This window comes from Streptomyces sp. NPDC015144, assembly GCF_043079735.1.
GTDB lineage: Bacteria > Actinomycetota > Actinomycetes > Streptomycetales > Streptomycetaceae > Streptomyces.
In genome coordinates this window covers 1-23,943 of the sequence record NZ_JBIBUU010000001.1, presented here as the reverse complement: position 1 = coordinate 23,943, position 23,943 = coordinate 1, and the positions used below count along the sequence as shown (strand labels likewise).

The 23,943-nt window shown below is 73.6% G+C and carries 8 protein-coding genes; all 8 read left to right on the top strand.

All coding sequences use genetic code 11. The annotated features are described in order from the left end of the window. The first annotated feature begins 32 nt into the window (after positions 1–32). Entirely contained in the window at positions 33–779 is a 747-nt protein-coding gene (locus ACF08W_RS00040) for an ABC transporter ATP-binding protein (protein ID WP_352279706.1), read from the top strand. After that, positions 779–2,797: an FtsX-like permease family protein gene (locus ACF08W_RS00035; protein ID WP_392277856.1), complete on the top strand. Its 2,019-nt coding sequence runs from the start codon at positions 779–781 to the stop codon at positions 2,795–2,797. The genes ACF08W_RS00040 and ACF08W_RS00035 overlap by 1 nt, the downstream gene beginning before the upstream one ends. A 299-nt stretch (positions 2,798–3,096) precedes the next feature. Then, positions 3,097–3,768: a response regulator transcription factor gene (locus tag ACF08W_RS00030; protein WP_352279710.1), complete on the top strand. Its 672-nt coding sequence runs from the start codon at positions 3,097–3,099 to the stop codon at positions 3,766–3,768. 22 nt (positions 3,769–3,790) lie between these two features. Next, a complete protein-coding gene (locus ACF08W_RS00025; protein WP_385217498.1) occupies positions 3,791–5,170 on the top strand; it encodes a sensor histidine kinase in 1,380 nt (459 codons plus the stop codon). Between the two features lie 130 nt (positions 5,171–5,300). Continuing rightward, positions 5,301–6,644, top strand: coding sequence for a serine hydrolase domain-containing protein (locus ACF08W_RS00020; protein ID WP_392277855.1), 1,344 nt, complete (start codon positions 5,301–5,303; stop codon positions 6,642–6,644). Between the two features lie 132 nt (positions 6,645–6,776). Continuing rightward, entirely contained in the window at positions 6,777–17,006 is a 10,230-nt protein-coding gene (locus tag ACF08W_RS00015; protein ID WP_392277854.1) for an amino acid adenylation domain-containing protein, read from the top strand. A 74-nt stretch (positions 17,007–17,080) separates the two neighbouring features. Next, positions 17,081–17,287 (top strand): MbtH family protein, encoded by a 207-nt coding sequence (locus tag ACF08W_RS00010; protein ID WP_385217509.1) that lies wholly within the window; start codon positions 17,081–17,083, stop codon positions 17,285–17,287. Positions 17,288–17,444: 157 nt separating this feature from the next. Next, a partial coding sequence (locus tag ACF08W_RS00005; protein WP_392277853.1) for an amino acid adenylation domain-containing protein occupies positions 17,445–23,943 on the top strand: 6,499 nt, incomplete at its 3' end.

Sequence of the window (23,943 nt, the reverse complement as noted above, 5' to 3'; positions counted from 1 at the left end):
CCCCGGGCCCGTGTCTCTGCTGGACTGGGAGCATGCCACTGCTCACGGACATTCAGCTCCCCGCCATCCAGCTCTCGGCCGTCTCCAAGAGCTATCCGAGCGCCGCGGGTCCCGTACCCGTGCTGCGCGAGGTCAGCGTGGGCTTCCCCCAACGGGCGCTGACCGCGGTGATGGGTCCTTCCGGTTCCGGCAAGACCACGCTGCTGAACTGCGCGGCGGGGCTCGACAAGCCCGACACCGGCAGGGTCCTGTTGGGTGAGACCGACCTGGCGGCCTGCGGGGAACGCGAGCTGACCGTGGTGCGCCGCAGCCGCATCGGCTTCGTCTTCCAGCAGTTCAACCTGCTGCCGATGCTGACCGTGTACGAGAACGTGGCGCTGCCGCTGCGGCTGCAGCGCGGGCGGGTGCGACGGGACCGGATCATGGAGGCGTTGCAGCAGGTGGGTCTTGGGGACAAGGCGGGCCGGCGCCCGGCACAGCTCTCCGGCGGCCAGCAGCAGCGGGTGGCCATCGCGCGGACGCTGGTGGCCGAACCGGAACTCGTGTTCGCCGACGAGCCCACCGGCTCCCTGGACCGCCGCAGCGGGCGGCAGATCATGGAGCTGCTGCGCGACACGGTCGACCGGGCCGCGCGCACGGTGGTGATGGTCACCCACGATCCGGCGGCCGCCGCCTGCGCGGACCGTGTCATCTTCCTCTCCGACGGTCACATCGTCGGCAAGCTCGACCACCCGACGGCCGAAGCGGTCGCTCAGCAGCTCAGCCTCTGGGAGCAGTGATGTGGCGCATCTCGTTGCAGTCGGTACGGCACTACTGGGCCCTGTTCGCCGGGACGTTCGTCGCGCTCGCTCTCGGCGTCGCGCTGATCGGCGTCTCGGCGGCGGCGCTGGCGGCGACCTGGGCGGTGGACGGGACGCCGGACGGCTCGAACCCCACGGCGACCTTGAAGGACGGCGCCGGCACGGCCCACACCCTCTCCAGCGGTGATCTGGACATGGGCGGGGTGCAGAGCGTGCTGGCGATGGCCGGGGTGGTGTCGGCGTTCGTGACGGTCTTCGTCATCGCCGGGACCTGTGCCTTCGGCATCGCGCTGCGCCGCCGCGACATGGGGTTGCTGCGTCTGGTGGGGGCGGGCGGCGGCCAGGTCCGCCGGATGGTGCTCGGTGAGTCCCTGGCGGTGGCGGTGCCGGCCGCGGCGCTCGGCTGCGCGGTCGCCGCGGTGACGGCGCCGGTCGCCGTCGAGGCGCTGAACGGGACCGGTCTGTCGCCGGTCGACCTGCGGCCGGGCCCGCTGCTGTGGCCCCTGGTGTTCGCCGCGGGCAGCGGACTGGTCATCGCCGTGCTCGGCATGGTGGCCGCCTCGAAGCGGGCCGCGCGGGCACGGCCGAGCGAGGCGCTGCGCGAGGCCGACCTCGACTCCCGCACGATGACGGTGGGGCGCGCCGTGACCGGTGTGCCGGCGCTGCTCGCCGGTGCGGTGATGGTGGCGCTCGCACCGGGCTCGGGCGCCGAGGCGGCGACGCCGCTGGCGCTGTTCGGCACGATGGCGCTGGCCATCGGGGCCACCCTGCTCGGGCCGTGGTACCTGCCGCCGCTGCTGCTCCTGATGGCGGTGCCGCTGCGCTGGGCGGACCCGGTGGCGGGACGGCTGGCGGCGGAGTCGGTGCGTACGTCCCGGCGGCGGACCGCGTCGCTGGTGGGGCCGGTGCTGGCGATCCTCGCGATCGTCGGGATCTTCACCACGGTGTTCTCCACCACGGGCGCGGCGACCTCGGCGGACGACCGGGCGCGGACCACCGCCCAGCTCGTGGTCGAGCCCGCCCGGGACGGCGCCACGCTGGACCGGGACACGGTCGACCGGCTGCGGGAGGACCCGCGGGTGGCCGCCGTGTCGGCCCCCGCGCCGCTGGAGATCGCGGTGGCCGGACCGTACTCGGTGTGGAAGGAGCAGGCGGCGCTGGCGGACCCGGTGGCGCTCTCGCGTACGCACCGGATCACCGTGGTGGGCGGCTCCCTCGGGCCGCTGGAGCCGGGCACGGTGGCCATCTCGAAGGAGTTCTCCGAGTGGTACGGGAACCACGCGGGCTCCACCATCACCTACAGCCTGTTCGGCGGCGAGCCGGTCCGGGCGAAGGTCGCGGCGGTGCTGGACGGCGGTTCCGCCGTGCCTCCGGTGGTGCTGCCGCCGGACACCCGGGGCGCCTCCCCCGCCCCGCGCCCGGAGCGTGCGGCGGTGCTGCTCGACGGGCGGGGCGCGGCCTCTGCCGGGGCCGCCGCGGCGGAGCTCACCGAGCGGCTCGGCGCCGACCGGGTGCGGGTGCTGTCGGCCGACACGTGGTTCGGGCGCACCGGGACCGACCAGGACCGGCTGAACAGCCTGGTGCTGGCCGTGCTGACGGTGCCCGCCTCGCTGTACGCGCTGATCGCGGTGGCGAGCACCCTGGTCATGTCGTACAGCAGGCGCGGCCGGGAGATCGCCGGTATGCGGATGATCGGTGTCAGTGCGGGCCAGGTCCGGCGGATGGCGCTGTGGGAGACCCTGGCCACCACGGTGCTGGGGGCGCTGATCGCGGCCGCGGTGGTCGCGTGGGGCGCCCACGCCTACCGGGGGTCGCTGAGCGTGTTCGGCGGCGAGCCTCCGCTGAGCGTGCCGTGGGGCATGCTCGGAACGCTCTTCGCGGCGTGTGTCCTGGTGGGGGTGGTGGTGAGCCTCGCCGCGACCGGTCGCCTCCTGCGGCAGGTCAGCACCGCCACCACGACACCGCACCGGGCTCACCGGGTCCCGCAGAAGGTCTGACCCGGCCCCGGGGGTCCGAGTCCGGTCACGGGTCTCCCCGGCGGAGGTGCGACGCCCCCGACGCACCTCCGCCCGGTACCACGGGCATCTAGGGCGTGTCTGGGCTACTCTCGGGCCGCGCCGCTCCGCCCCCGGCAGGGGGGCTCCCCGCCTCCGTCCGCTCCGTGCCGGTCGCCGCCGTGAACGTAGCGGTGTGCTCCGCGCCGCCCCTATGCTGACAGCCCACACCATTTTTTTGTACCAATCGGCATCACTCACCCATCGGTTGATGGGCACGAACCCGAAGAGCAGGAGTCTCCATGCGCGTCGCGATCGCCGAGGATTCCGCGCTTCTGCGGGCGGGAATGGCGAGACTGCTGGCGGACGAGGGCATTGAGGTCGTGGCTTCGCTGGGCGATGCGACGGGCATTCTGGAAGTGGTGCGCAAGGACCGGCCGCACGTGGTCATCATGGATGTCCGGATGCCGCCGACCCATACCGACGAAGGTATTCGGGCCGCGCTGGAGATCCAGCGGCTGGGAACCGGCACCGCCGTCCTGCTGCTCTCCCAGTACGTGGAACCCACGTACGCGGAGGAGTTGGTCCACGGGGCACCGGCCGGGACGGGTTACCTGCTCAAGCAACGGGTGGGCGACTTCGCGGAGTTCCTCTCGGCGCTGCACCGGGTCCGGCAGGGGGAGACGGTGCTGGACTCGGACATCTTCAAGCAGTTCGTGGGAAGTCCGCGCGAGAAGCACGCGACGGAACTACTGTCCCCGCGGGAACGACAGGTGCTGGAACTGATGGCGACCGGGCTGACGAACAGCGGAATCGTCAACCGTCTCGGGATATCCGAGCGCGCGGTGGAGAAACACGTCACTTCGATCCTGGGCAAGCTGAAAATAGCGAACTCGGGCGAGAATCACAGGCGGGTGCTGGCCGTTCTGAACTATCTGCGGGGAACCGACAGGCTCCACGACAAACCCGAATGAGATGCGGTGGGCTCCTGATCCGGTGAATTCCTCGACCCCGTACAGAGTTGCGGCCGGCCTCATCTACCTCTCCATCGGCAGCCTGGTGGGGCTGCTGCTGGCCCCGCTGCTCGTCCTCTCGCTGCTGCTGCGCGTCGCGTCGTGGCTGCCGCTCGTCGCCGTGCCGCAAGCCGTCGTCCTCTGCGTACGCGTGGTGCCGACGGTTCTCCGACGGCGTCCCGGCAAGAAGGACCACCCGGGCCCCCCGGAACCGGAGAGTCCGATGCGCGAGGTGCTGCGGCTGCTCCCGGACCGGATGGCGGTCCTGTACAAGGGACTCTCGTTCAGTCTGCCGCTGCTGCGGGCCGTCGCCGACCTGGAGCGGCTCCTCGCCCGCTCGGTGATCGCCGACACCGGCCAGACCGACGCCCCGATCCGGCCGACGGCGAAGGCCGAGCCGGAGGAGCAGCCCCGGGCCGGCTGGGACGACATCCGGTACATCGGTCTGCTTCTGCTCGGCACGGTGTGGCTGCTGCCGCTGGCGGCGCTCGCGGTGCCCGTGGTGGTCTTCCTCGTGTCGCTGCCACTGGGACCGGCCGAGCAGTTGGCCTTTGGTCCCGGCAACACACTGACGGTGTCCAGCACCGTGACCCGGGTGGCGGTGGCGCTGGCCTCGGTGGCGGTCTTCACCCTGCTCATGGGGCTGCTGTTCTGGATGGGCGGACTGCGGGCCCGGGTGGTGCTCCGCATCCTGAGCCGCCTCGACGAGGCGGAGACCCATCGCCGCGAGGAGGCGGCGGAGCGCCAGCGCATCGCCGCGCTGCGGGTGAACGACGCCGATTACCGCCGTCTGGAGCGTGATCTGCACGACGGGGCGCAGGCACGGCTGGCCGTACTTCTCATGAACCTTTCCCTCGCCAAGAACCGCCACGGGGACGACGCCGCGCATTTGCGTGCCGTGGTCGAGGAAACGCATGAGGAAATAGGAAAGGCACTGGACGAGATTCGCAGTCTGGTACGGGGAGTTCAGCCGCCCATTCTCAGCGACCGCGGCCTGGAAGCGGCGGTGACCGCGCTGACCGAGCGCTTTCATGTGCCGGTCGAAGTGATCAGCGGGCTTCGGCGGCGACCCGATGTGAATGTCGAGTCGACGGCGTACTACATCGTCGCCGAATGCCTCGCCAACACCGTGAAGCACGCCTCCGCCCCCCTCATTCAGGTCACCCTCGAGGAGCACGACAACCACCTGGCCGTCTCGGTGACCGACAACGGCACGGGCGGCGCCTCGCTGGCGGGCGGGACGGGGCTGCGCGGGCTGGGCGACCGGGCCGCCGCGCTCAACGGCTGGCTGGACATCAGCAGTCCACCAGGTGGCCCCACTCGGGTGACCGTCACCCTTCCCTGGACTCCGCACCCCATCTGAGCTGGGACTTTTCCTCACATCGAAAGCTCTTGCCGTTCAACGAACAGTTGATCGAAGATGAGGTGGTACGGCTACCCGCACCCCTCGCGGTACGGGTAGCCGCACCGTCGGCGTTCGACAAGGGGGAATCTTGGAAGCGGACCAGGCGGAGGATCTCCTACGCACTCTCGCCCGTGCGCACGCGGTCCCTGGCGCACAACTCGCCATCCACCGAGCGGGCAGCAGCCTCTCGGTGACCACCGGGGTGGCACGGACCGGCACCACCGATCCGGTCTCCACCACAACGGCTTTCGCCCTGGGTTCGGTGACCAAGGCATTCACCGCGACTCTGGTCGGCCAACTCGTCGCCGAAGGTGAAATCGAGTGGGACGACCCCGTCGCGGAATACGTGGCGGAATTCGACAGCGCGGCGGACGACGCGTTTTCCGGGATCACCCTGCGGCACCTGCTCAGCCATACCGGCGGACTGGTGGCCGACCACGAGACGGACGATGTCGCGGAGACCTCTCTCGCCCGTTACACGGCGAGTGTCGCGACAACGACCCGCACACTGCACCGGCCCGGATCGTGCTTCTCCTATTCGAATTCCGGATACAACATTCTCGGCAGGGTCGTCGAAGCCGTCACCGACATGAAGTGGCAGGCCGCCCTGGCCAACATGACACTGCGTCCGCTCGGCATCGACCCGGCCTTCGTGCATGACGCACCGAGCAGGCAGCGGCCCCTGGCGCAGTGTCACACGGTCCGCCCCGGCGGGGCCCGCCCGGTCACGCCCGTCGGCCTCTTCCTGCCCCCCAGCTGGGCCCCGGCGGGCGGGCTGGCCGGCAGCGCCGACGACCTGGCCGGCCTCGCCACCCTGCTCCTGGGCACCTGTCCCGACGCCGCCGCACTCCTGCCCGAGGAGCAGCGCGCCGAGATGCACGCCCGGACGCCCGCGGCCGACGCGTTCGGCATGGCCGACGGCTGGGGCCTGGGGCTGGCCCGTCACACGTCGCCGGACGGCGACTGGCTGGGCCACGACGGCACGGTCGACGGCGGCACCGCCCACCTGCGGTTCCGGCCCGCCGACGGCACCATCGTGGCCCTGACCACCAACGCCACCACCGGCACCACGATGTGGGCGGAGCTGGTCGACGCGCTCCGCGAGGACGGCGTCCCGGTCGGCGACCACCGGCCCGTGGCCCCCGCCACGCCACGGCTCACCACCGGACTCGGCCGGTTCGACGGCGACTACCGCAACGGCGACACCCTGTTCCGCGTGCGCACTGCCGAGGACGGCACCGCACCCCGCCTGACCGACGCCACCGGCCTCGTCGCCGACCTGACGGTCCACGAGGACCTCACCTTCACCGCCCGGCGGACCGACACCGACACCGCCCCCTACACCGGCCGGTTCGTCACGGACCGCGCCTCGGGCGAGACGCACCTCATGCAACTCGGCGGCCGTTCCGCCCGGCGTACCGCGGCTTCGTAGCGCCCTTCCGCGGTGTCCCGGCCGGGACACCGCGCGCCGTCCGTCCTTCGCCCCCCTTCCCGACTTTCCCGTCGGCTTCCGGGCACCCCGCGCCCTCCCCTGCCCGGAAACCGCTTCTCTGGAGGTACACACGTGGTTCGCGCCGACGCGCCGGTGGACCGGACGGTCACCGCTCAGACCGACTTCTGGCGGACCCGGCTGGACGGTGTCCCGCCGCTGGACCTGCCGGCCGACCGACCGCGCCCGGTGATCCGGTCGAGCGGCACCGCCACCCACGAGTGCGAGCTGCCCGCGGCGGCCCTGGCGGAGCTGGGCCGAAGCCGTGGCACCGCCCCCACCGCGGTCCTCGCCGCCGCCGTCACCGCCCTGCTCGCCCGCTACTCCGGCCAGGAGGACATGGCGCTCGGAACGGTCTCCCCCCGCTCCGGCCACACCGTCGTCGTCCGCACCACCGTCGACCCGGCCGCGCCCTTCGCCGTCCTGCTGGACGACACCGGCCGCGCCCTGGACGAGGCCCTCGGCCACGACGGCGTCCCGTTCGCCGACCTCGTCGACGCCCTCGCCCCCACCCGCGACACCAGCATCACCCCGCTGATCCAGGCCATGGTCGCGGTTCTGGACGAACTCCCTCCGCAGCACCGGGACTTCGACCCGCTGGACCTTTCGGTGGAGGTCACCGGCACCCGGCTGCGGGTGCGGCACAGCACCGCTCTCTTCGAGCCGGCGACGGCCGCCGGGCTCGCCGGGCACCTCGCCGTCCTGCTCGCCGGGGCGGCGGCGGGCCCGGACACACCGGTCAGCGCGCTGCCGCTGATCACCGAGGACGAGTTCACCGAGGTCGTGCACGACTGGAACGACACCGCACGACCGGTCCCCGCCGGCACCTTCCCCGAGCTGTTCGCCGCCCGGGTGGCCGCCCGGCCCGAGGCGAGTGCCGTCATCGACGAGCACGGCCCCGTGAGCTACCGGGAACTGGACGAGCGCGCCAACCGCATCGCTCACCACCTGCTGGAACTCGGCGCCGGACGCGACCAGTTGATCGGCCTCTGCGTCGAGCGGGGCGCGGCCATGGCGGCCGGACTGCTCGGCATCATGAAGGCGGGCGCCGCCTACCTTCCGCTCGACCCGGCGTACCCGGCCGACCGGCTGGCGTACATGCTCCAGGACTCGGACGCCCGCATCGTCGTCACCCAGCGCGAGCTGCGCGACCGGCTGCCCGACACCGACGCGGCCCTGGTGGACCTCACCGCCGACCGGGCCGCGCTCGACGCCCGCCCGACGACCGCCCCCCGGACGGCGCCGGCCGTCGAGGACCTGGCGTACGCCATCTACACCTCCGGCTCCACCGGCCGCCCCAAGGGCGTCCTCGTCTCCCACACGGGCATCGGCAACCTGGCCGCGGTGCAGGCCGAGGCGTTCGGCGTCACCACCGGGAGCCGGGTCCTCCAGTTCGCCTCCGCCAGCTTCGACGCGGCGTTCTGGGAGATCTGCATGGGTCTGCTGAACGGCGCCACCCTCGTCATGGGCTCCAAGGAGACCCTGGCGCCCGGCGAACCGCTCGCCGCCTACGCCGCCGAGCACTGCGTCACCCACGCCACCCTGACGCCCGCCACCGTCGCCGTGCTGCCCGAAGGGCGCGGCCTGCCCGACGGCGCCACCCTCGTCGTCGCCGGCGAGGCCAGCACCGCCGACCTGGTCGCCCGCTGGTCGAACGGCCGCCGCATGATCAACGCGTACGGCCCGACCGAGACCACCGTCTGCGCCACCATGAGCCGCCCGCTCAGCGGCGCCGTGGTCCCCCCGATCGGCACCCCGATCGCCAACTTCCGGGCGTACGTCCTCGACGACGCCCTGCGGCCCGTCCCGGCGGGTGTGCGCGGCGAGCTGTACCTCGCGGGCCCCGGGCTGGCCCGCGGCTACCGGGGGCGGCCCGGCCTCACCGCGGAGCGGTTCGTCGCCAACCCCTTCGGCGCGCCCGGCGAGCGCATGTACCGCTCGGGGGACATCGCCCGCTGGAACGCGGCGGGTGACCTGGAATACCTGGGCCGGGTCGACGACCAGGTCAAGGTGCGCGGCTTCCGCATCGAGCTCGGCGAGATCGAGAGCGCCCTGGCGCTCCACCAGGACGTCGCCCAGGCGGTCGTGGTGACCCGCAACGCCAACCTGCTGGCGTACGTCGCGGCGGCCGGGGAGCGGCACCCCGCCGCCGACGACCTGCGGGCCTTCCTCGCCCGGAGCCTGCCCGACCACATGGTGCCCACCGCCGTCGTGGTCCTCGACGCCCTGCCGCTCACCCCCAACGACAAGGTGGACCGCAGGGCGCTGCCCGACCCCGCCACCCCGCGGGAGAGCGGGGGCGGCGCCGAGGACGCGCCGCGTACCGCCGTCGAGGAGACCCTGGCCGCCATCTGGACCGACGTGCTCGGCGTCGAACGCATCGGTGTCCACGACGACTTCTTCGCGCTCGGCGGCAACTCGATCCTCTCCGTCCGCGCCGTCTCCCGGATGCGCGCGGCACTCGGCGTCGCCGTGGCGCCCCGCGCCCTCTTCGACACCCCGACGATCGCCGGGCTCGCCGCCTCGGTGGCACCGGAGGACTCCGTCGAGGACTCCGCCATCCCGCTCGTGCCTCGCGACGGCGCCCGGCCGATGCCGATGTCGTACGGTCAGCAACGCCAGTGGTTCCTCCATGACTTCGACCCCGACAGCGCCGAGTACCACACCGCCGCCGGCCTGCGGCTGACCGGCGCCCTCGACCCGGACGCGCTGCACGGCGCCGTCCAGGACCTGACCGCGCGCCACGAGGCGCTGCGGACCACCTTCGGTGTGGTCGGCGGCCGCGGCGTCCAGGTCGTCCACGCGCGGCTCGCCCCCGCGTGGCGGACCGAGGACCTCTCCGCCGTCCCCGAAGCCCTGCGCGAGGAGCGGCTGCGCGAGCTGGTCCGCGCCGAGACGGCCCGCCCGTACGATCTGACGGCCGGCCCGCTGGTGCGTGTCCTGCTCGTCCGCCTCGCCGACGACGAGCACGTCTGCGTCCTGGGCATGCACCACATCGTCACCGACGGCTGGTCCACCGGCATCGTCCTGCGCGAACTGGGCGCGTGCTACGCCGCGCGCACCGAGGGCCGTGCGCACCGGTTGCCCGAACCCGCCGTGCAGTACGCGGACTTCGCCGCGTGGCAGCGCGGACGCCTCGAGGGCGGCGGCCTCCTCACCCGGCAGCTGGAGTGGTGGCGCGAGCGGCTGGACGGCATCACTCCGCTGCAACTTCCCACCGACCGACCGCGGTCCAGGGTGCGCTCCACCGCGGGCGCCACGCACACCTTCGCCGTGCCCGCCGCCACCGCGCGGGCCGTCGAGGAGTTGGCGCGGCGGGAGGGCGCGACCCTCTTCATGGCGCTCACGGCGGCGGTGAAGACGGTCCTCGCCCGCTGGTCCGGCCAGACGGACATCGCCGTCGGCACGGCCTCCTCCGGCCGCAACCACCGCGACCTGGAGGAACTGGTCGGCTTCCTCGTCAACACGGTGGTGCTCCGCTCCCACGTCGACACCGCCTCGTCGTACAAGGAACTGCTGGCACGGCTGAAGGAGACCGCCCTGGAGGCGTTCGCCCATGAGGACGTGCCCTTCGAGCGGATCGTGGACGCGGTCGGCGCGGCCCGCGACAACAGCCGCACCCCTCTGGTGCAGGCCATGGTGGTGCTGCAGAACGCGCCGTCCGACCGCGCCCGGCTGCCCGGCCTCGACGTCGCCGACCACCCGGTGCACCGCGAGGCCGCGCCGTTCGACCTGACCGTGGAGTTCTTCGAGGGCGAGGACGGCCTCACCGCCCAGGTGGGCTACAGCACCGCCCTGTTCGACGAGGCGACCATCGCCCGGTTCGCCGGGCACGTGACCACGGTGCTGACCGCCGCCGCGGCCGAGCCGGACCGCAGCCTCGCCACCCTGCCGATGCTGACCGACGCCGAGCACCACCAGCTCGTCCACGACTGGAACGGCGCCACCACCTCCCCGCCGGCCGGTACCTTCCCGGAGCTGGTCGCCGAGAGCGCGCGCCGTCGCCCCGACGCGCCCGCCGTGGAGGATCCGCACACCACGCTGAGCTACCGGGAGCTGGACGAGCGGGCCAACCAACTCGCCCACCAGCTCCGTTCGCTCGGTGCCGGGCCCGGAACCCGCGTCGGGCTGTGCCTGGAGCGCGGCGTGGAGACCGTGGTGGGGCTGCTCGGCATCATGAAGGCCGGGGCCGCCTATCTGCCGCTCGACCCCGGCTACCCGGCCGACCGGCTCGCCTTCATGCTCCAGGACTCCGGCGCCTCACTCGTCGTCACCCGCACCGAGCTGGCCGGGTACCTTCCGGACACCGGCGCCGTCGTCGTCGACCTCGACGCCGACCCCGGGCTGAGGGACCGGCTCCCGGCCACCGCGCCCGCGCCGGGGCCGCGTCCGGACGACCTCGCGTACGTCATCTACACCTCCGGGTCGACCGGAACGCCCAAGGGGGTGCTCGTCCCGCACCGGGGGGTCGGGAACCTGGCCGCCGCCGAGATCGAGCGGCTGGAGGTGACCGAGGGGAGCCGCGTCATCCAGTTCGCCTCCTCGTCGTTCGACGGCGCGGTGATGGAGATCCTGATGGCGCTGCCCGCGGGCGCCACCCTCGTCCTGCCGCCGCACGGGCCGCTGGTCGGCGAGGCGCTCCAGAGCTTCCTGCGCGAACGCCGCATCAGCCACGCCCTGCTGGCGCCCTCGGCCGTCGCCACCCTGACCCCGGAGGGGCTGGAGGGCCTGCGCACCCTGGTCGTCGGCGGTGAGGCGAGCACCGGCGACCTGGTGGCCCGCTGGTCCGCCGGCCGGCGCATGATCAACGCGTACGGACCCACCGAGTCCACCGTCGTCGCCACCATGAGCGCTCCGCTCACCGGGGGCGCCGTCCCGCCGATCGGCACCCCGTTGCCCAACACGCGCGTCCGGCTGCTGGACGCCGCGCTCCAGCCGGTGCCCGTCGGGGTCCCCGGTGAGCTGTACATCTCCGGGCCGCACCTGGCCCAGGGCTACCACCGGCGGCCGGGTCTGACCGCCGAGCGGTTCACCGCCGACCCGTACGGGGCGCCGGGCGAGCGGATGTACCGCTCCGGTGACGTGGCGCGCCGCCGGGCCGACGGCAGCCTGGAGTACCTGGGCCGCGCCGACAACCAGGTGAAGCTGCGCGGCTTCCGCATCGAGGTGGGCGAGATCGAGACGGCGCTCGGCCGCCATCCGGACGTACGGGACGCCGTGGTCGCCGTGCACCGCGACGAAGCGGGCCGGCAGCGGCTCGTCGGCCACCTGGTGGCCGACCGCGACCTGACCACCGGCGAGCTCCGCTCCCATCTGTCCGGTTCGCTGCCGGACTACATGGTGCCCGGTGTGTACGTCCGGCTGGAGCGGCTGCCGCTCACACCGAGCGGCAAGGTCGACCGGCGGGCCCTGCCCGAACCGGACTTCCGGGCGGAGCTCGGCGGCTCGGACCACACCCCGCCGCGCAACCGCACCGAAGAGCTGCTGGCCGGCATCTGGGCCGAGGTGCTCGGCGTGGAACGGGTCGGCGTCCACGACAACTTCTTCGATCTCGGCGGCGACTCGATCCTCTCCATCCAGGTCGCCTCCCGCGCCCGCCAGGCCGGCATCCGGCTCACCTCCCGGCTGCTCTTCCTCAACCAGAGCGTCGCCGCCCTCGCGGAGGCCGCCGGGACGGTCGAGGAGGCCGCGGGCGACGGACCGGCCGAGGTGACGGGCGAGGTCGCTCTCACCCCGATCCAGAGCTGGTTCTTCACCGAGCACACCGTCGACCCGGACCACTACGGCATGTCCGCGCAGGTCGAACTGGCGCCCGACACGGACATCGCTCTGCTGGAGCGTGCCCTCGCCGCGGTCGTCGGCCACCACGACGCCCTGCGGATGCGGTACACGCGCCGGGACGACGGCCGGTGGGTCCAGGAGTACGGCGGTGCCGCCGCCCCGCCGCTCGCCGTGCGCGACCTTTCCGGGCTCCCGGCGGACCGGCGGGAGGCCGCCCTGCACGAGGCCGCGTCGGCGGCGCAGCGGTCACTGGACCTGGCGGGCGGCAGCCTGTTCAGGGGCGTGTTCTTCCGCCTCGGCCCCTCCCTGCTGCCCCGGCTGTTCCTGGCCGTCCACCACCTGGTGATGGACGCGGTCTCCTGGCGCGTCGTCCTGGAGGACCTCGCGACCGCCTACACCCGACTCGCCGCGGGACGCCCGGTCGACCTGGGCACCAGGACCAGCAGCTACCAGCACTGGGCGGCCCGGCTCGCCGGCCATGTCCGCTCCGGCGCACTGGACGGTGAACTGGCCCACTGGCGGGCGGTGTCGGCCGGCGTCCGGCCGCTGCCCCGCGACGGCGGCGGGGACCAGGCGCCCGGGGCCAACACCTTCGGCGGCGCGGCGACCGCCTCCGTGCGGCTGGGCCGCGCCGAGACCCGGGCCCTGCTCCAGCAGGTGCCCGCGGCGTACCGCACCCGGATCAACGACGTGCTGCTGACCGCGCTCGGCCGGGTGCTGCGCGACTGGGCCGGGGCGCCGGTCACCGTCGCCCTGGAGGGCCACGGCCGCGAGGAGCTCTTCGACGACGTCGACCTCACCCGCACCGTCGGCTGGTTCACCACCATCCACCCGTTCGCGCTGGATCTCCCCGACGGCCCCGACGGCGACTGGGGAAGCGCCCTCAAGGCGGTGAAGGAGCGGCTGCGGGCCGTACCCGGCCACGGCATCGGCTACGGCGCCCTGCGCCACCTCTCCGAGCCCGGCAGCGCCGCACACCGCGCCCTGTCACACGCCCCGGCCCCCGAGATCAGCTTCAACTACCTGGGCCGGTGGGACGGTGCCACCGGCACCGAGGGCCTGGTCCGTTCGCGGCTCGCGGAGCGGCTCGGTGCCGACCAGGCGCCCGCACAGCCCCGTCCGCACCTGATCGACGTCGTGGCCGCCGTCGGGGACGGCGAACTGCGCGTCGACTGGTTCCACGCCCCCGCCGTCCACCGCACGGAGACGGTCCAGCGGCTCGCCGACGCGTTCCTCGCCGCGCTGCGCGGCCTGGTGGAGCACTGCCTGCGGCCGGAGAACGGCGGCGCCACCCCGTCCGACTTCCCGCTCGCCGGGCTCGACCAGGCGGCGGTCGACCGGATCGCCGGCACCGGCCGGGACATCGAGGACATCCACCCGCTCACCCCGGTGCAGAGCGGCATGCTCTTCCACACCCTGTCCACCCCGGGCGCCTACTCCGAGCAGGTGACCTTCGAGCTGGACGGCATCGCCGACCCCGGGCTGCTCGCCCTGGCCTGGCAGCAGGTCGCCGACCACGTCGGTGTCCTGCGCGCCGGTCTGGAGTGGCGGGACGTCGAGCGCCCGCTGATGGTGGTCCGGCGCCACGCCGAACTGCCGGTGACCCATCTCGACTGGCGGGCGCTGCCGGCCGACGAGCGGGAAGAGGCGGTACGGCGGTTCCTCGCCGAGGACCGCGCACGCCCCGTCGCTCCGACCACCGCGCCGCTGATGCGGCTCGCCCTCATCCGGCTCTCGGACACCACCGTCCGGCTGGTCTGCGCCTTCCACCACATCCTGCTCGACGGCTGGTCCACCTTCGACGTGCTGGCGCAGACCCACGCCGCCTACGCGGCCCTGGCCGCGGGCCGGGAGCACCCGCTGCCCGCCCGGCGCCCCTTCCGCGCCTACCTCGACTGGCTGGAGCGGCAGGATCTGGCGGAGGCGGAGACGTACTGGCGCGAGACCCTCGACGGCTTCGCGGCGCCGACGCCGCTGCCCGCCGTGCGGCACACCGCTGCGGGCCACGCCACCGGTTCCACGGCCCGGCTGGCGCGGCGTCTGGACCCCGCCGCCTCCCGCGAGCTGTTCGCCTTCGCCCGGCGGCACCGGCTGACCGTCAACACCGTTCTCCAGGGCGCCTGGGCGCTGCTGCTGGCCCGGCACGCGGGCGAGTCCGACGTGGTCTTCGGCGCCACCGTTTCGGGCCGTCCGGCCGACCTGCCCGGCGCCGACGCCATGATCGGCATGCTCATCAACACCCTGCCGGTCCGGGTGCGCGTCGAGGAGTCGGCGGGCGTCACCGCCTGGCTCCAGGAGCTCCAGCGGACCCAGGTGGAGGCGCGCCAGTACGAGTACGTGCCGCTCCCCCGCATCCAGGCGTGCGGCGCGGTCGGGCGCGGCGCCGATCTCTTCCGCACCCTGGTCGTCTTCGAGAACTACCCGATGGACGACGAGGCGGCCGCCGCCCACGGGCTGCGGCTGCGCCGTCTCGCGGGCACGGAGGCCACCCACTACCCGCTCAACCTCATCGCCTACGCGGGCGACGACCTCAGCTACACCCTGGCGTACGACGCCGAGCTGTACGAGGAGGCGACCGCCGAGCTGCTCTGCGGCCGGCTGGAGGCGCTGCTCGGCTCCCTCGCGGCCGCTGACGGGGACATGCCGGTATCCGCGGTGGGGATGCTCACCGGGGCGGAGGCGGAGCAGACCGTACGCGACTGGAACGACACCGCCGAGGAGCTGCCCGGGGCGTCGGTGCCGGAGCTGTTCGCCGCCCGCGTCCGGGAGCACCCCGACGCCGTCGCCGTCACCGGCGCGGACGGGGAACTGACGTACCGGGAACTGGACGAGCGGGCCAACCGCCTCGCCCACCACCTGGTCGCGCTCGGCGCCGGGCGGGACACCCCGGTGGGCCTGTGCCTGGAACGTGGCGCGCGCACGGTCACCGCGCTGCTCGCCACGCTCAAGGCCGGGGCGGCGTACGTCCCGCTGGACCCCAGCTATCCGGCCGACCGGCTGGCGTACATGATCGGCGACGCCGGGGTGGGGCTACTGGTCACCGAGAAGGCGCTGCGCGACCGGCTGCCCGCCGCCCCGGTCCGGACGGTCGACCTGGACGAGGACGCCGGGGCGGTCGCCGCCCGGCCCGGCGGCACGGCGCCCGCGCCGCACCCGGCGCCGGACGATCTCGCGTACGTCATGTACACCTCGGGCTCCACCGGCACCCCCAAGGGCGTGCTGACCCCGCACCGGGCCGTGGTCCGGCTGGCGTCGGCGAGCGGCTACACCGACGTCCGCCCCGGCGACACGGTGGCGCAGTTCGCCTCGCTCTCCTTCGACGCGTCGACCTTCGAGCTGTGGACGGCACTGCTGCGCGGCGCCCGGGTGGCGGTGCACCCGCCGGGGGTGCCGACCGCGGCCGGGCTCGGCCGGTTCCTCGCGGAGCACGCGGTCACCCACCTGTGGCTCACCGCGGGCCTGTTCCACCAGGTCGCCGAGGACGACGTCACGGTCTTCGCCGGGCTGCGCCAACTGCTGGCGGGGGGCGACCGGCTCTCGCCCGAGCACTGTGCCCGGGTCCTCGACGCCCTCCCCTCGCTGCGGCTCACCAACGGCTACGGCCCGACCGAGGCCACCACCTTCACCACCACGCACGATGTGCGCGGCGCGCTCGGCGAGGGTTCCGTGCCGCTGGGCTCGCCGCTGGCCAACACCCGGGTGTACGTCCTGGACGGGGCGCTGGCACCGGTTCCCCGCGGGGTGCCGGGCGAGCTGTACATCGCCGGTGCGGGGCTCGCCCTCGGCTACCACGCGCGGGCCGGGCTGACGGCGGAGCGGTTCGTCGCCGACCCGTTCGGCGCCCCGGGCAGCCGCATGTACCGCTCGGGGGACCGGGTGGCGTGGCGGGCGGACGGCACGCTGGAGTTCCTGGGCCGCGGCGACGGCCAGGTCAAGATCCGCGGCTTCCGCGTCGAGACCGGCGAGATCGAGGCCGTGCTCGCCGCCCATCCCGCCGTCGGGGACGCGGCCGTGGCCGCGCACACCGAACCCGGCTCGGGCCGGACCGTCCTGGTCGGCCATCTGGTCCCGGCCCGGGGAGCCGCTCTGCCCGGTGCCGCGGAGTTGCGCGCCCATCTGGCGGCCTCGTTGCCGGAGCACATGCTGCCGGCGCACTACACCGCCCTGAACGCCCTGCCGTTGACCGCGAACGGCAAGGTCGACCGGTCGGCGCTGCCCGGCCCGGAGGAGACGCGGCTCGCCACCGCCACCGCGTACGTGGCGCCGTCCTCGCCCACCGAGACGCTGATCGCCGAGATCTGGCAGGAGCTGCTCGGGGCCGAACGGGTCGGCCTGCACGACAACTTCTTCGAACTGGGCGGAGATTCGCTGCTGGCCCTGCGGACGGTGTCGCGGATCAACGCGGTGTTCGGCACCGACCTGACCCCGCGCGCCGTCTTCGACCGGCCGACGGTCCTCGAATCGGCCGCCGAGGTCGAGGAAGTGATCCTCGCCGAACTGGAGGCGGCCGCGGCACCGTCCTGACGCGTCCCGTGGTCCCCGACGGGCCGACGACGGCCCGCACCCCACTCCCATCCCTCCCGTACGAAAGGCACACCGTGTCCAACCCCTTCGAGAACTCCGACCGTTCCTACGACGTGCTCGTCAACGACGAGGGCCAGTACTCCCTGTGGCCGACCGGCACCGCCGTCCCGGCGGGCTGGGAGACCGTGCTCGCCGACCGTTCCCGCGAGGAGTGCCTCGCCCGGGTCGAGGAGCTCTGGACCGACATGCGCCCGCGCAGCCTGCGCGCCGCGACCGCCTGACCCGGCACGGCGCCACCTGGCCCCGGCCCCGCTCCGTGCGGCGGGCCGGGCGCCCGGCCCGCCGCACACCGCGCCTGTACCGCCCCGGACCCCGTGCCGGGAGCCCGCTCCTCGACCAGCAGACCGCCGACCCGCATATCCCTGGGGGATTGTTCCGATGAACCAGCCGTCTTCCCGCGATGACCGGATAGCAGGACTCCCCGCACACCTCCGGGAGGCCCTCGCCCAGCGCCTGGCCGGTCGGGGCGGCGGGGCGGCGAGGACCGCGCCGCTGGTTCCCGCGGTGGCCCGCGACGGGGACCTGCGGATGTCCCACGGCCAGCAACGCCTGTGGTTCCTGGAGGACTTCGAGCCGGGCGGCGCCGCCTACCACTCGGCGCTGCCGCTGCGGATCACCGGACGCCTCGACGCCCGGGCGCTGCGCACGGCCGTCGGTGACCTGGTGGCCCGTCATGAGGCGCTGCGGACGACGTTCGGCCTGCGGGACGGCGTGGGGGTGCAGTTCGTCCACGAGCGGCTCGACGCCGACTGGGTGGACGCCGAGGCCGGTGACGAGGAGGCCGCCCGCAAGACCGTCCTGGCGGAGCTGGCCCGTCCGTACGACCTGGGGAACGGCCCGCTCGTCCGCGTCCTGCTCGTCCGCCTCGCCGACGACGAGCACATCTGCGTCCTGGGCATGCACCACATCGTCACCGACGGCTGGTCCATGGGCGTCATCGCCCAGGAACTCGGCGAGCTGTACACCGCCCACGTCCAGAACCGCCCGCACGAACTGCCCGACGTCACCGTCCAGTACCCCGACTTCGCCGCCTGGCAACGCGACCGACTCGAAGACGGCGGCCTCCTCGACCAACAACTCACCTGGTGGCGCGAACAGCTCAAGGGCATCACCCCGCTCGAACTCCCCACCGACCGGCCCCGACCCGCCGTCCGCGACTCGGCCGGCGCGGTGCACCACTTCACCGTGCCCGCCGCCACCGTCGCGGGGATCAGGGCGCTGGCCCGGCAGCGGGGCGCAAGCCTCTTCATGGCGCTGACGGCGGCCGTCAAGGCGGTCCTCGCCCGCTGGTCCGGCCAGCAGGACATCGCCCTCGGCACCTCGTCGGCCGCGCGCGGCCACCGGGACCTGGAGCGGTTGGTGGGCTTCCTGGTCAACACCGTGGTCCTGCGGACCGACGTGTCGCCGGAGCTGCCCTTCGGCGAGCTGCTGGACCGGGTGAAGGAGACCGTGCTCGACGCCTTCGCCCACGAGGACGTCCCGTTCGACAAGCTCGTGGAGGCCGTCCAGCCGGAGCGCGACACCAGCCGCACCCCGCTGGTGCAGGCCATGGTGGCCCTCCAGGACTCCCCCGCCGACACCGTTTCGCTGCCCGGCGCGGCCGTCTCCCTCTACCCGCTGGAGCGGGACGCCGCGCTGTTCGACCTCACCTTCGAGTTCACCGAGCGGGACGGGGCCCTGAGCGGCCTGGTCGAGTACGACACCGCCCTCTTCGACCCCGGCACCGTGGAGCGGCTCGCCGGCCATCTGCTCGTCCTGCTCGACGGCGTGATCGCCGACCCCGGCAGCCCGGTGGCCGCGCTCCCGCTGCTGACCGGGGCGGAGCGGCACCGGCTCGCCGTGGAGTGGAACGCCACCGAGCTGCCGTGCGGCGACGACGCGCTCGTCCACGAGCGGCTGGCCGCCCAGGCCGCCCGCACGCCCGGCGCCGTCGCCCTCGTCGCCGACGACGCCACCCTCACCCACCGCGAACTGGACGAGCGTGCCAACCGGCTCGCCCACCACCTGGCCGGCCTGGGCGCCGGCCCCGGCTCGCTGGTCGGCCTGAGCGTCGAGCGCGGCTCCGCCATGGCGGTGGGCCTGCTCGGCATCCTCCGCGCGGGCGCGGCCTATGTCCCGCTCGACCCCGGCTTCCCGGGCGACCGCCTCGCCTACATGCTGGCCGACTCCGGCGCCCGGATCGTGGTCGGCGACGGCACGGCGCGTGAGCGCCTGCGGCTGGAGGACGGCGTACGGTTCGTGGACCTGGCCGCGGAGGCGGAGGAGATCGGGCGGCGGCCCGCCACCCCGCCGCCGGCCACCGTCGCACCGGACGACCTGGCGTACGTCATCTACACCTCGGGCTCCACCGGCAGCCCCAAGGGCGTCGCCGTCGAGCACCGTAACGTCCGGCACATCCTGAACGCCTGGGACGAGCGGTACGGCCTCACGGAGCTGAAGCCGCGCTTCCTGTCCGTCTCCAGCCTCTCCGTGGACCTCTTCTTCGCCGACCTCATCCGCTCGCTGCCCTTCGGCGGTTCCCTGGTCATCGCTTCGAAGGACGTCACCACCGACCCGGCCGCGCTCCTCGACCTGATCGCACGGACCGGCGCCACCGGTCTGGAGATCGTGCCGTCGCTGCTCAACGCCGTCCTCCAGGAGGTCGAGCGGCGCGGCGAGGACTTCCCCCCGCTGCGACTGATCTCGGTCGGCTCCGAAGGCTGGCGGGTCGAGGACTGCCGCAACCTCCTGCGCCGGATCAGCCCCGGCTGTGTCGTCGCCAACGCCTACGGCGGCACCGAGGCCACCGTCGACTCGACCGTCTTCGTGCCGAGCGAGGAGAGCCTCGGCGGCACCGTCTACGTCCCCATCGGCCGCCCGCTGCCCAACACCCGCGTCTATGTGCTGGACGCCCGGCGGAACCTGGTCCCGCAGGGCGTGCCGGGCGAGGTCTGGATCGGCGGCGAGGGCATCGCCCGCGGCTACCACGGCCGGCCGGAACTCACGGCGGAACGGTTCACCGACAGCCCCTTCCCCGGCGGCGGCCGGCTCTACCGCACCGGCGACCGGGCGCGGTGGCTGGCCTCCGGGGACCTGGAGTTCCTGGGCCGCGCCGACGACCAGGTGAAGATCCGCGGGTTCCGGATCGAGCTCGGTGAGGTGGAGAGCGCCCTGCTCAGCCACCCGGAGGTGCGGGACGCGGTGGTCCTCACCTGGCAGGAGGAGTCCGGCAGACAGCGGCTGGTCGCGTACGTGGTGCCCGAGGACGGCGGGGCGGGGCCCCGTGGCACCGACCTGCGCGGGCACCTGTCCGGGCAGCTGCCCGACTACATGGTCCCGGCGGTCTTCGTCACCCTGGACCGACTGCCCCTCCTCCCCAGCGGCAAGGTCGACCGGCGCTCGCTGCCCGAACCCGAGGTCGACACCGACCGGCTGGGCACCGAGTACACCGCGCCGCGCGACGCGACCGAGGAGACGCTGGCAGCCGTCTGGGCGGAGGTTCTCGGTGTCGCCCGGGTCGGCGTCCACGACAACTTCTTCGACCTCGGCGGCGATTCGATCCTCGCCATCCAGGTCGTCTCCCGCGCCCGCCAGGCCGGACTGCGCCTCACCTCGCGGTTGCTCTTCCTGAACCAGAGCGTCGCCGCGCTCGCGGCGGTCACCGCCCCCGCCGAGGAGTTGTCGGCACCGGCCGAAGCACAGGTCGCCGGGCGGGTCCCGCTGACCCCGATCCAACGCTGGTTCCTCGACGAGCACACCGTCGACCCCGACCACTACGCGATGTCCGTGCACCTGCGGCTGGCGCCCGGCACCGACGCGGCCCTGCTGGCGCGGGCCCTGGACGCGGTCGTCGCCCACCACGACGCCCTGCGGCTGCGGTACCTCCGCCAGGACGGCGACTGGGTCCAGGAGTACGGCGAGCAGCCCGCCGGCCTCCTCACCGTCCTCGACCTCACGGCGGTCCCCGACCCCGGACAGGCGCTGGACGCGGCGGCCCTGGAGGCACAGCGGGCCCTCGACCTGTCGGCCGGCACCCTGGTGAAGGGCGTGTTCGCCCAGGGCGTCGGCGAGCCGGCGCCGCGTCTCTTCCTCGCCGTCCACCACATCGTCATGGACGGTGTCTCGTGGCGGGTCCTGCTGGAGGACCTCGCCACCGCCTACACGCACCTGTCCGAGGGCCGCCCCGCCGGCCTCGGCGCCCGGACCAGCAGCTACCAGCAGTGGGCGGAACGCCTCACCGCGTACGTCCGGGGCGGCGGTCTCGACCCCGAGGTGGCGCACTGGCGCTCGGTCGACGTCGCGAACGCCCCCGCCCTGCCCGTCGACCACCCCGCCGGGCGCAACGTCACCGCGGCCGAGCAGACCGTCGAGGTGCGCCTGGACCGCGCGGAGACCGATGCGCTGCTCCACCGGGTCCCGTCGGTGTACCGCACGCGGATCAACGACGTCCTCGTGGCCGCGCTCGGCCGCTCACTCACCTCGTGGACCGGCGCGGAGCGCCTGGTCATCGGCCTGGAGGGGCACGGCCGTGAGGAGCTCTTCGACGACCTCGACCTGTCGCGCACCGTGGGCTGGTACACCACGCACTTCCCGGTCGCGCTGAGCTTCCCGGACGGCTCCGGCTGGGGTGGGACCATCAAGTCCGTCAAGGAGCAGTTGCACGCCGTCCCGGGCCACGGCCTCGGCTACGACGCCCTGCGCTTCCTCTCCCCGCCGGGCTCACCCGGCCACGCGCTGCGCACCGACCCGCTTCCGCCGATCAGCTTCAACTACCTCGGCCAGTGGGACGGCATCACCGCACAGGACGGTCTGGTCCGCGACCGGCTGCCCGCCCTCGGCCAGGACCACGCAGCGGACGAGCCGCGCCCGTACCTGCTGGACGTCGTCGGCATGGTGGAGGACGGCACCCTCGGCTTCACCTGGATCTTCTCCGGCGAGGTCTTCGACCGGTCCACGGTGGAGCGGGTGGCGCGGGAGCATCTGGTGGCGCTGCGCTCCCTGCTGGAGCACTGCCAGGACCCGTCGAGCGGCGGCGCGACCCCGTCCGACTTCCCCCTCGCCCGTCTCGACCAGTCCGCGGTGGACCGGATCGCCGGTGACGGCCGGGACGTCGAGGACATCTACCCGCTCACCCCCATGCAGAGCGGCATGCTCTTCCACACCCTCGCCGAGCCGGACAGCGGCGCCTACTTCGAGCAGATGAGCTTCCGGATGGACGGCGTCGCCGAGCCGGAACTCCTGGAGAAGGCCTGGCAGCACGTCACCGACCATCTGGAGATCCTGCGGGGCGCCGTCGTCTGGGAGCAGGTGGAACAACCCCTGCTGGTCGTACGGCGGAACGTCGTGCAGCCGGTCCGCCACCTCGACTGGCGCCTCCTGAGCGGCGACGAGCAGGACCGGGCGCTCGCCCGCCACCTGGCCGAGGACCGGGAGCTGGGCATCGATCTGTCCGCCGCCCCGATGGTCCGGATCGCCGTCGCCCGCACCTCCGACACCTCGGTGCGGGTGGTGCGTACCTCCCACCATGTGCTGCTCGACGGCTGGAGCACCTTCCAGATGCTCGACGAGCTGACCAGGGCCTACCGGGCACTGCTGGCCGGCGAGCGCCCCGCGCTGCCCTCGCGGCGCCCGTTCGGCACCTACGTCGAGTGGCTCCAGGGCCAGGACCTGACCGAGGCCGAGGCGTACTGGCGGGGCCTGCTCGACGGGTTCGACCAGCCGACGGCGCTCCCGTACGACCGCCGTCCGGTCGCCACCCACCGCGCCCGGTCGGCCGAACGGCTGGTGACCCGGCTCCCCGCCGCCGCGTCGCGCAAGCTCTACGACTTCGCCCGCGCCGAACGGCTCACCGTCAACACCGTGGTCCAGGGCGCCTGGGCGTTGCTGCTCTCGCGGTACGCCGGGGAGAGCGACGTCGTCTTCGGCGCGACCGTCTCGGGCCGCCCCGCCGATCTGCCGGGCGCCGACTCCATGGTGGGCATGCTCATCAACACGCTGCCGGTGCGCGTCGGTGTGGACGGGGACTCCTCGGTCGGCGCCTGGCTCGCCGGGGTGCAGGAGGCGCAGGCCGAAGCGCGGCAGTACGAGTACGTACCGCTCCCCCGCATCCAGGGCTGGAGCGATGTCGAGCGCGGCACCAACCTCTTCGACAGCCTGGTGGCCTTCGAGAACTTCCCCGTGGACGGAGACACCGGCGACGCCGACGACGGCATCCGGCTGCACGGGCTGGAGGGCGCCGATGTCACCAACTTCCCGCTGAACCTGGTCGCCTACGCCGGTGAGGAGTTGGCGTACGCACTGGCCTACGACCCGGCGCTCTTCGACGCGTCGACTGTCGAGCGGATGGCCACGCACCTGGAAGCCCTGCTCATCGGCATGGCCGACGCGCCGGCCCGGCCGGTGTCCGCCGTCCCGATGCTCAGTGCGGGCGAGTGGGATCGGGTGGTGCGGGAGTGGGCGGTGACCGAGGGCGCCGACCCGTGGCCGGGAACGCTGCACAGCCAGGTCTCGGAACGGGCCGCCGAGCGCCCCGACGCGACCGCCGTGACCTGCGGCGAACACTCCCTCACCTACGCGGAACTGGAACGCTCCGCGAACCAGCTCGCCCATCACCTGATCTCACTCGGCGCGGGACCCGGCGAACTGATCGGCCTGTCCGTCGAACGCGGGACACGCATGGCCATCGGCCTCCTCGCCATCATGAAAGCCGGAGCCGCCTACCTCCCCCTGGACCCCGCATACCCCGCCGACCGACTCACCTACATGCTCGAAAACTCCGGCGCCCGACTCCTCATCACACAAAGCGACAACCCCACCCCAGGCGTCCGCACCATCAACCTCGACACCGAACACAACACCCTCACCCAACACCCCACCACACCCCCACACACCACCGTCA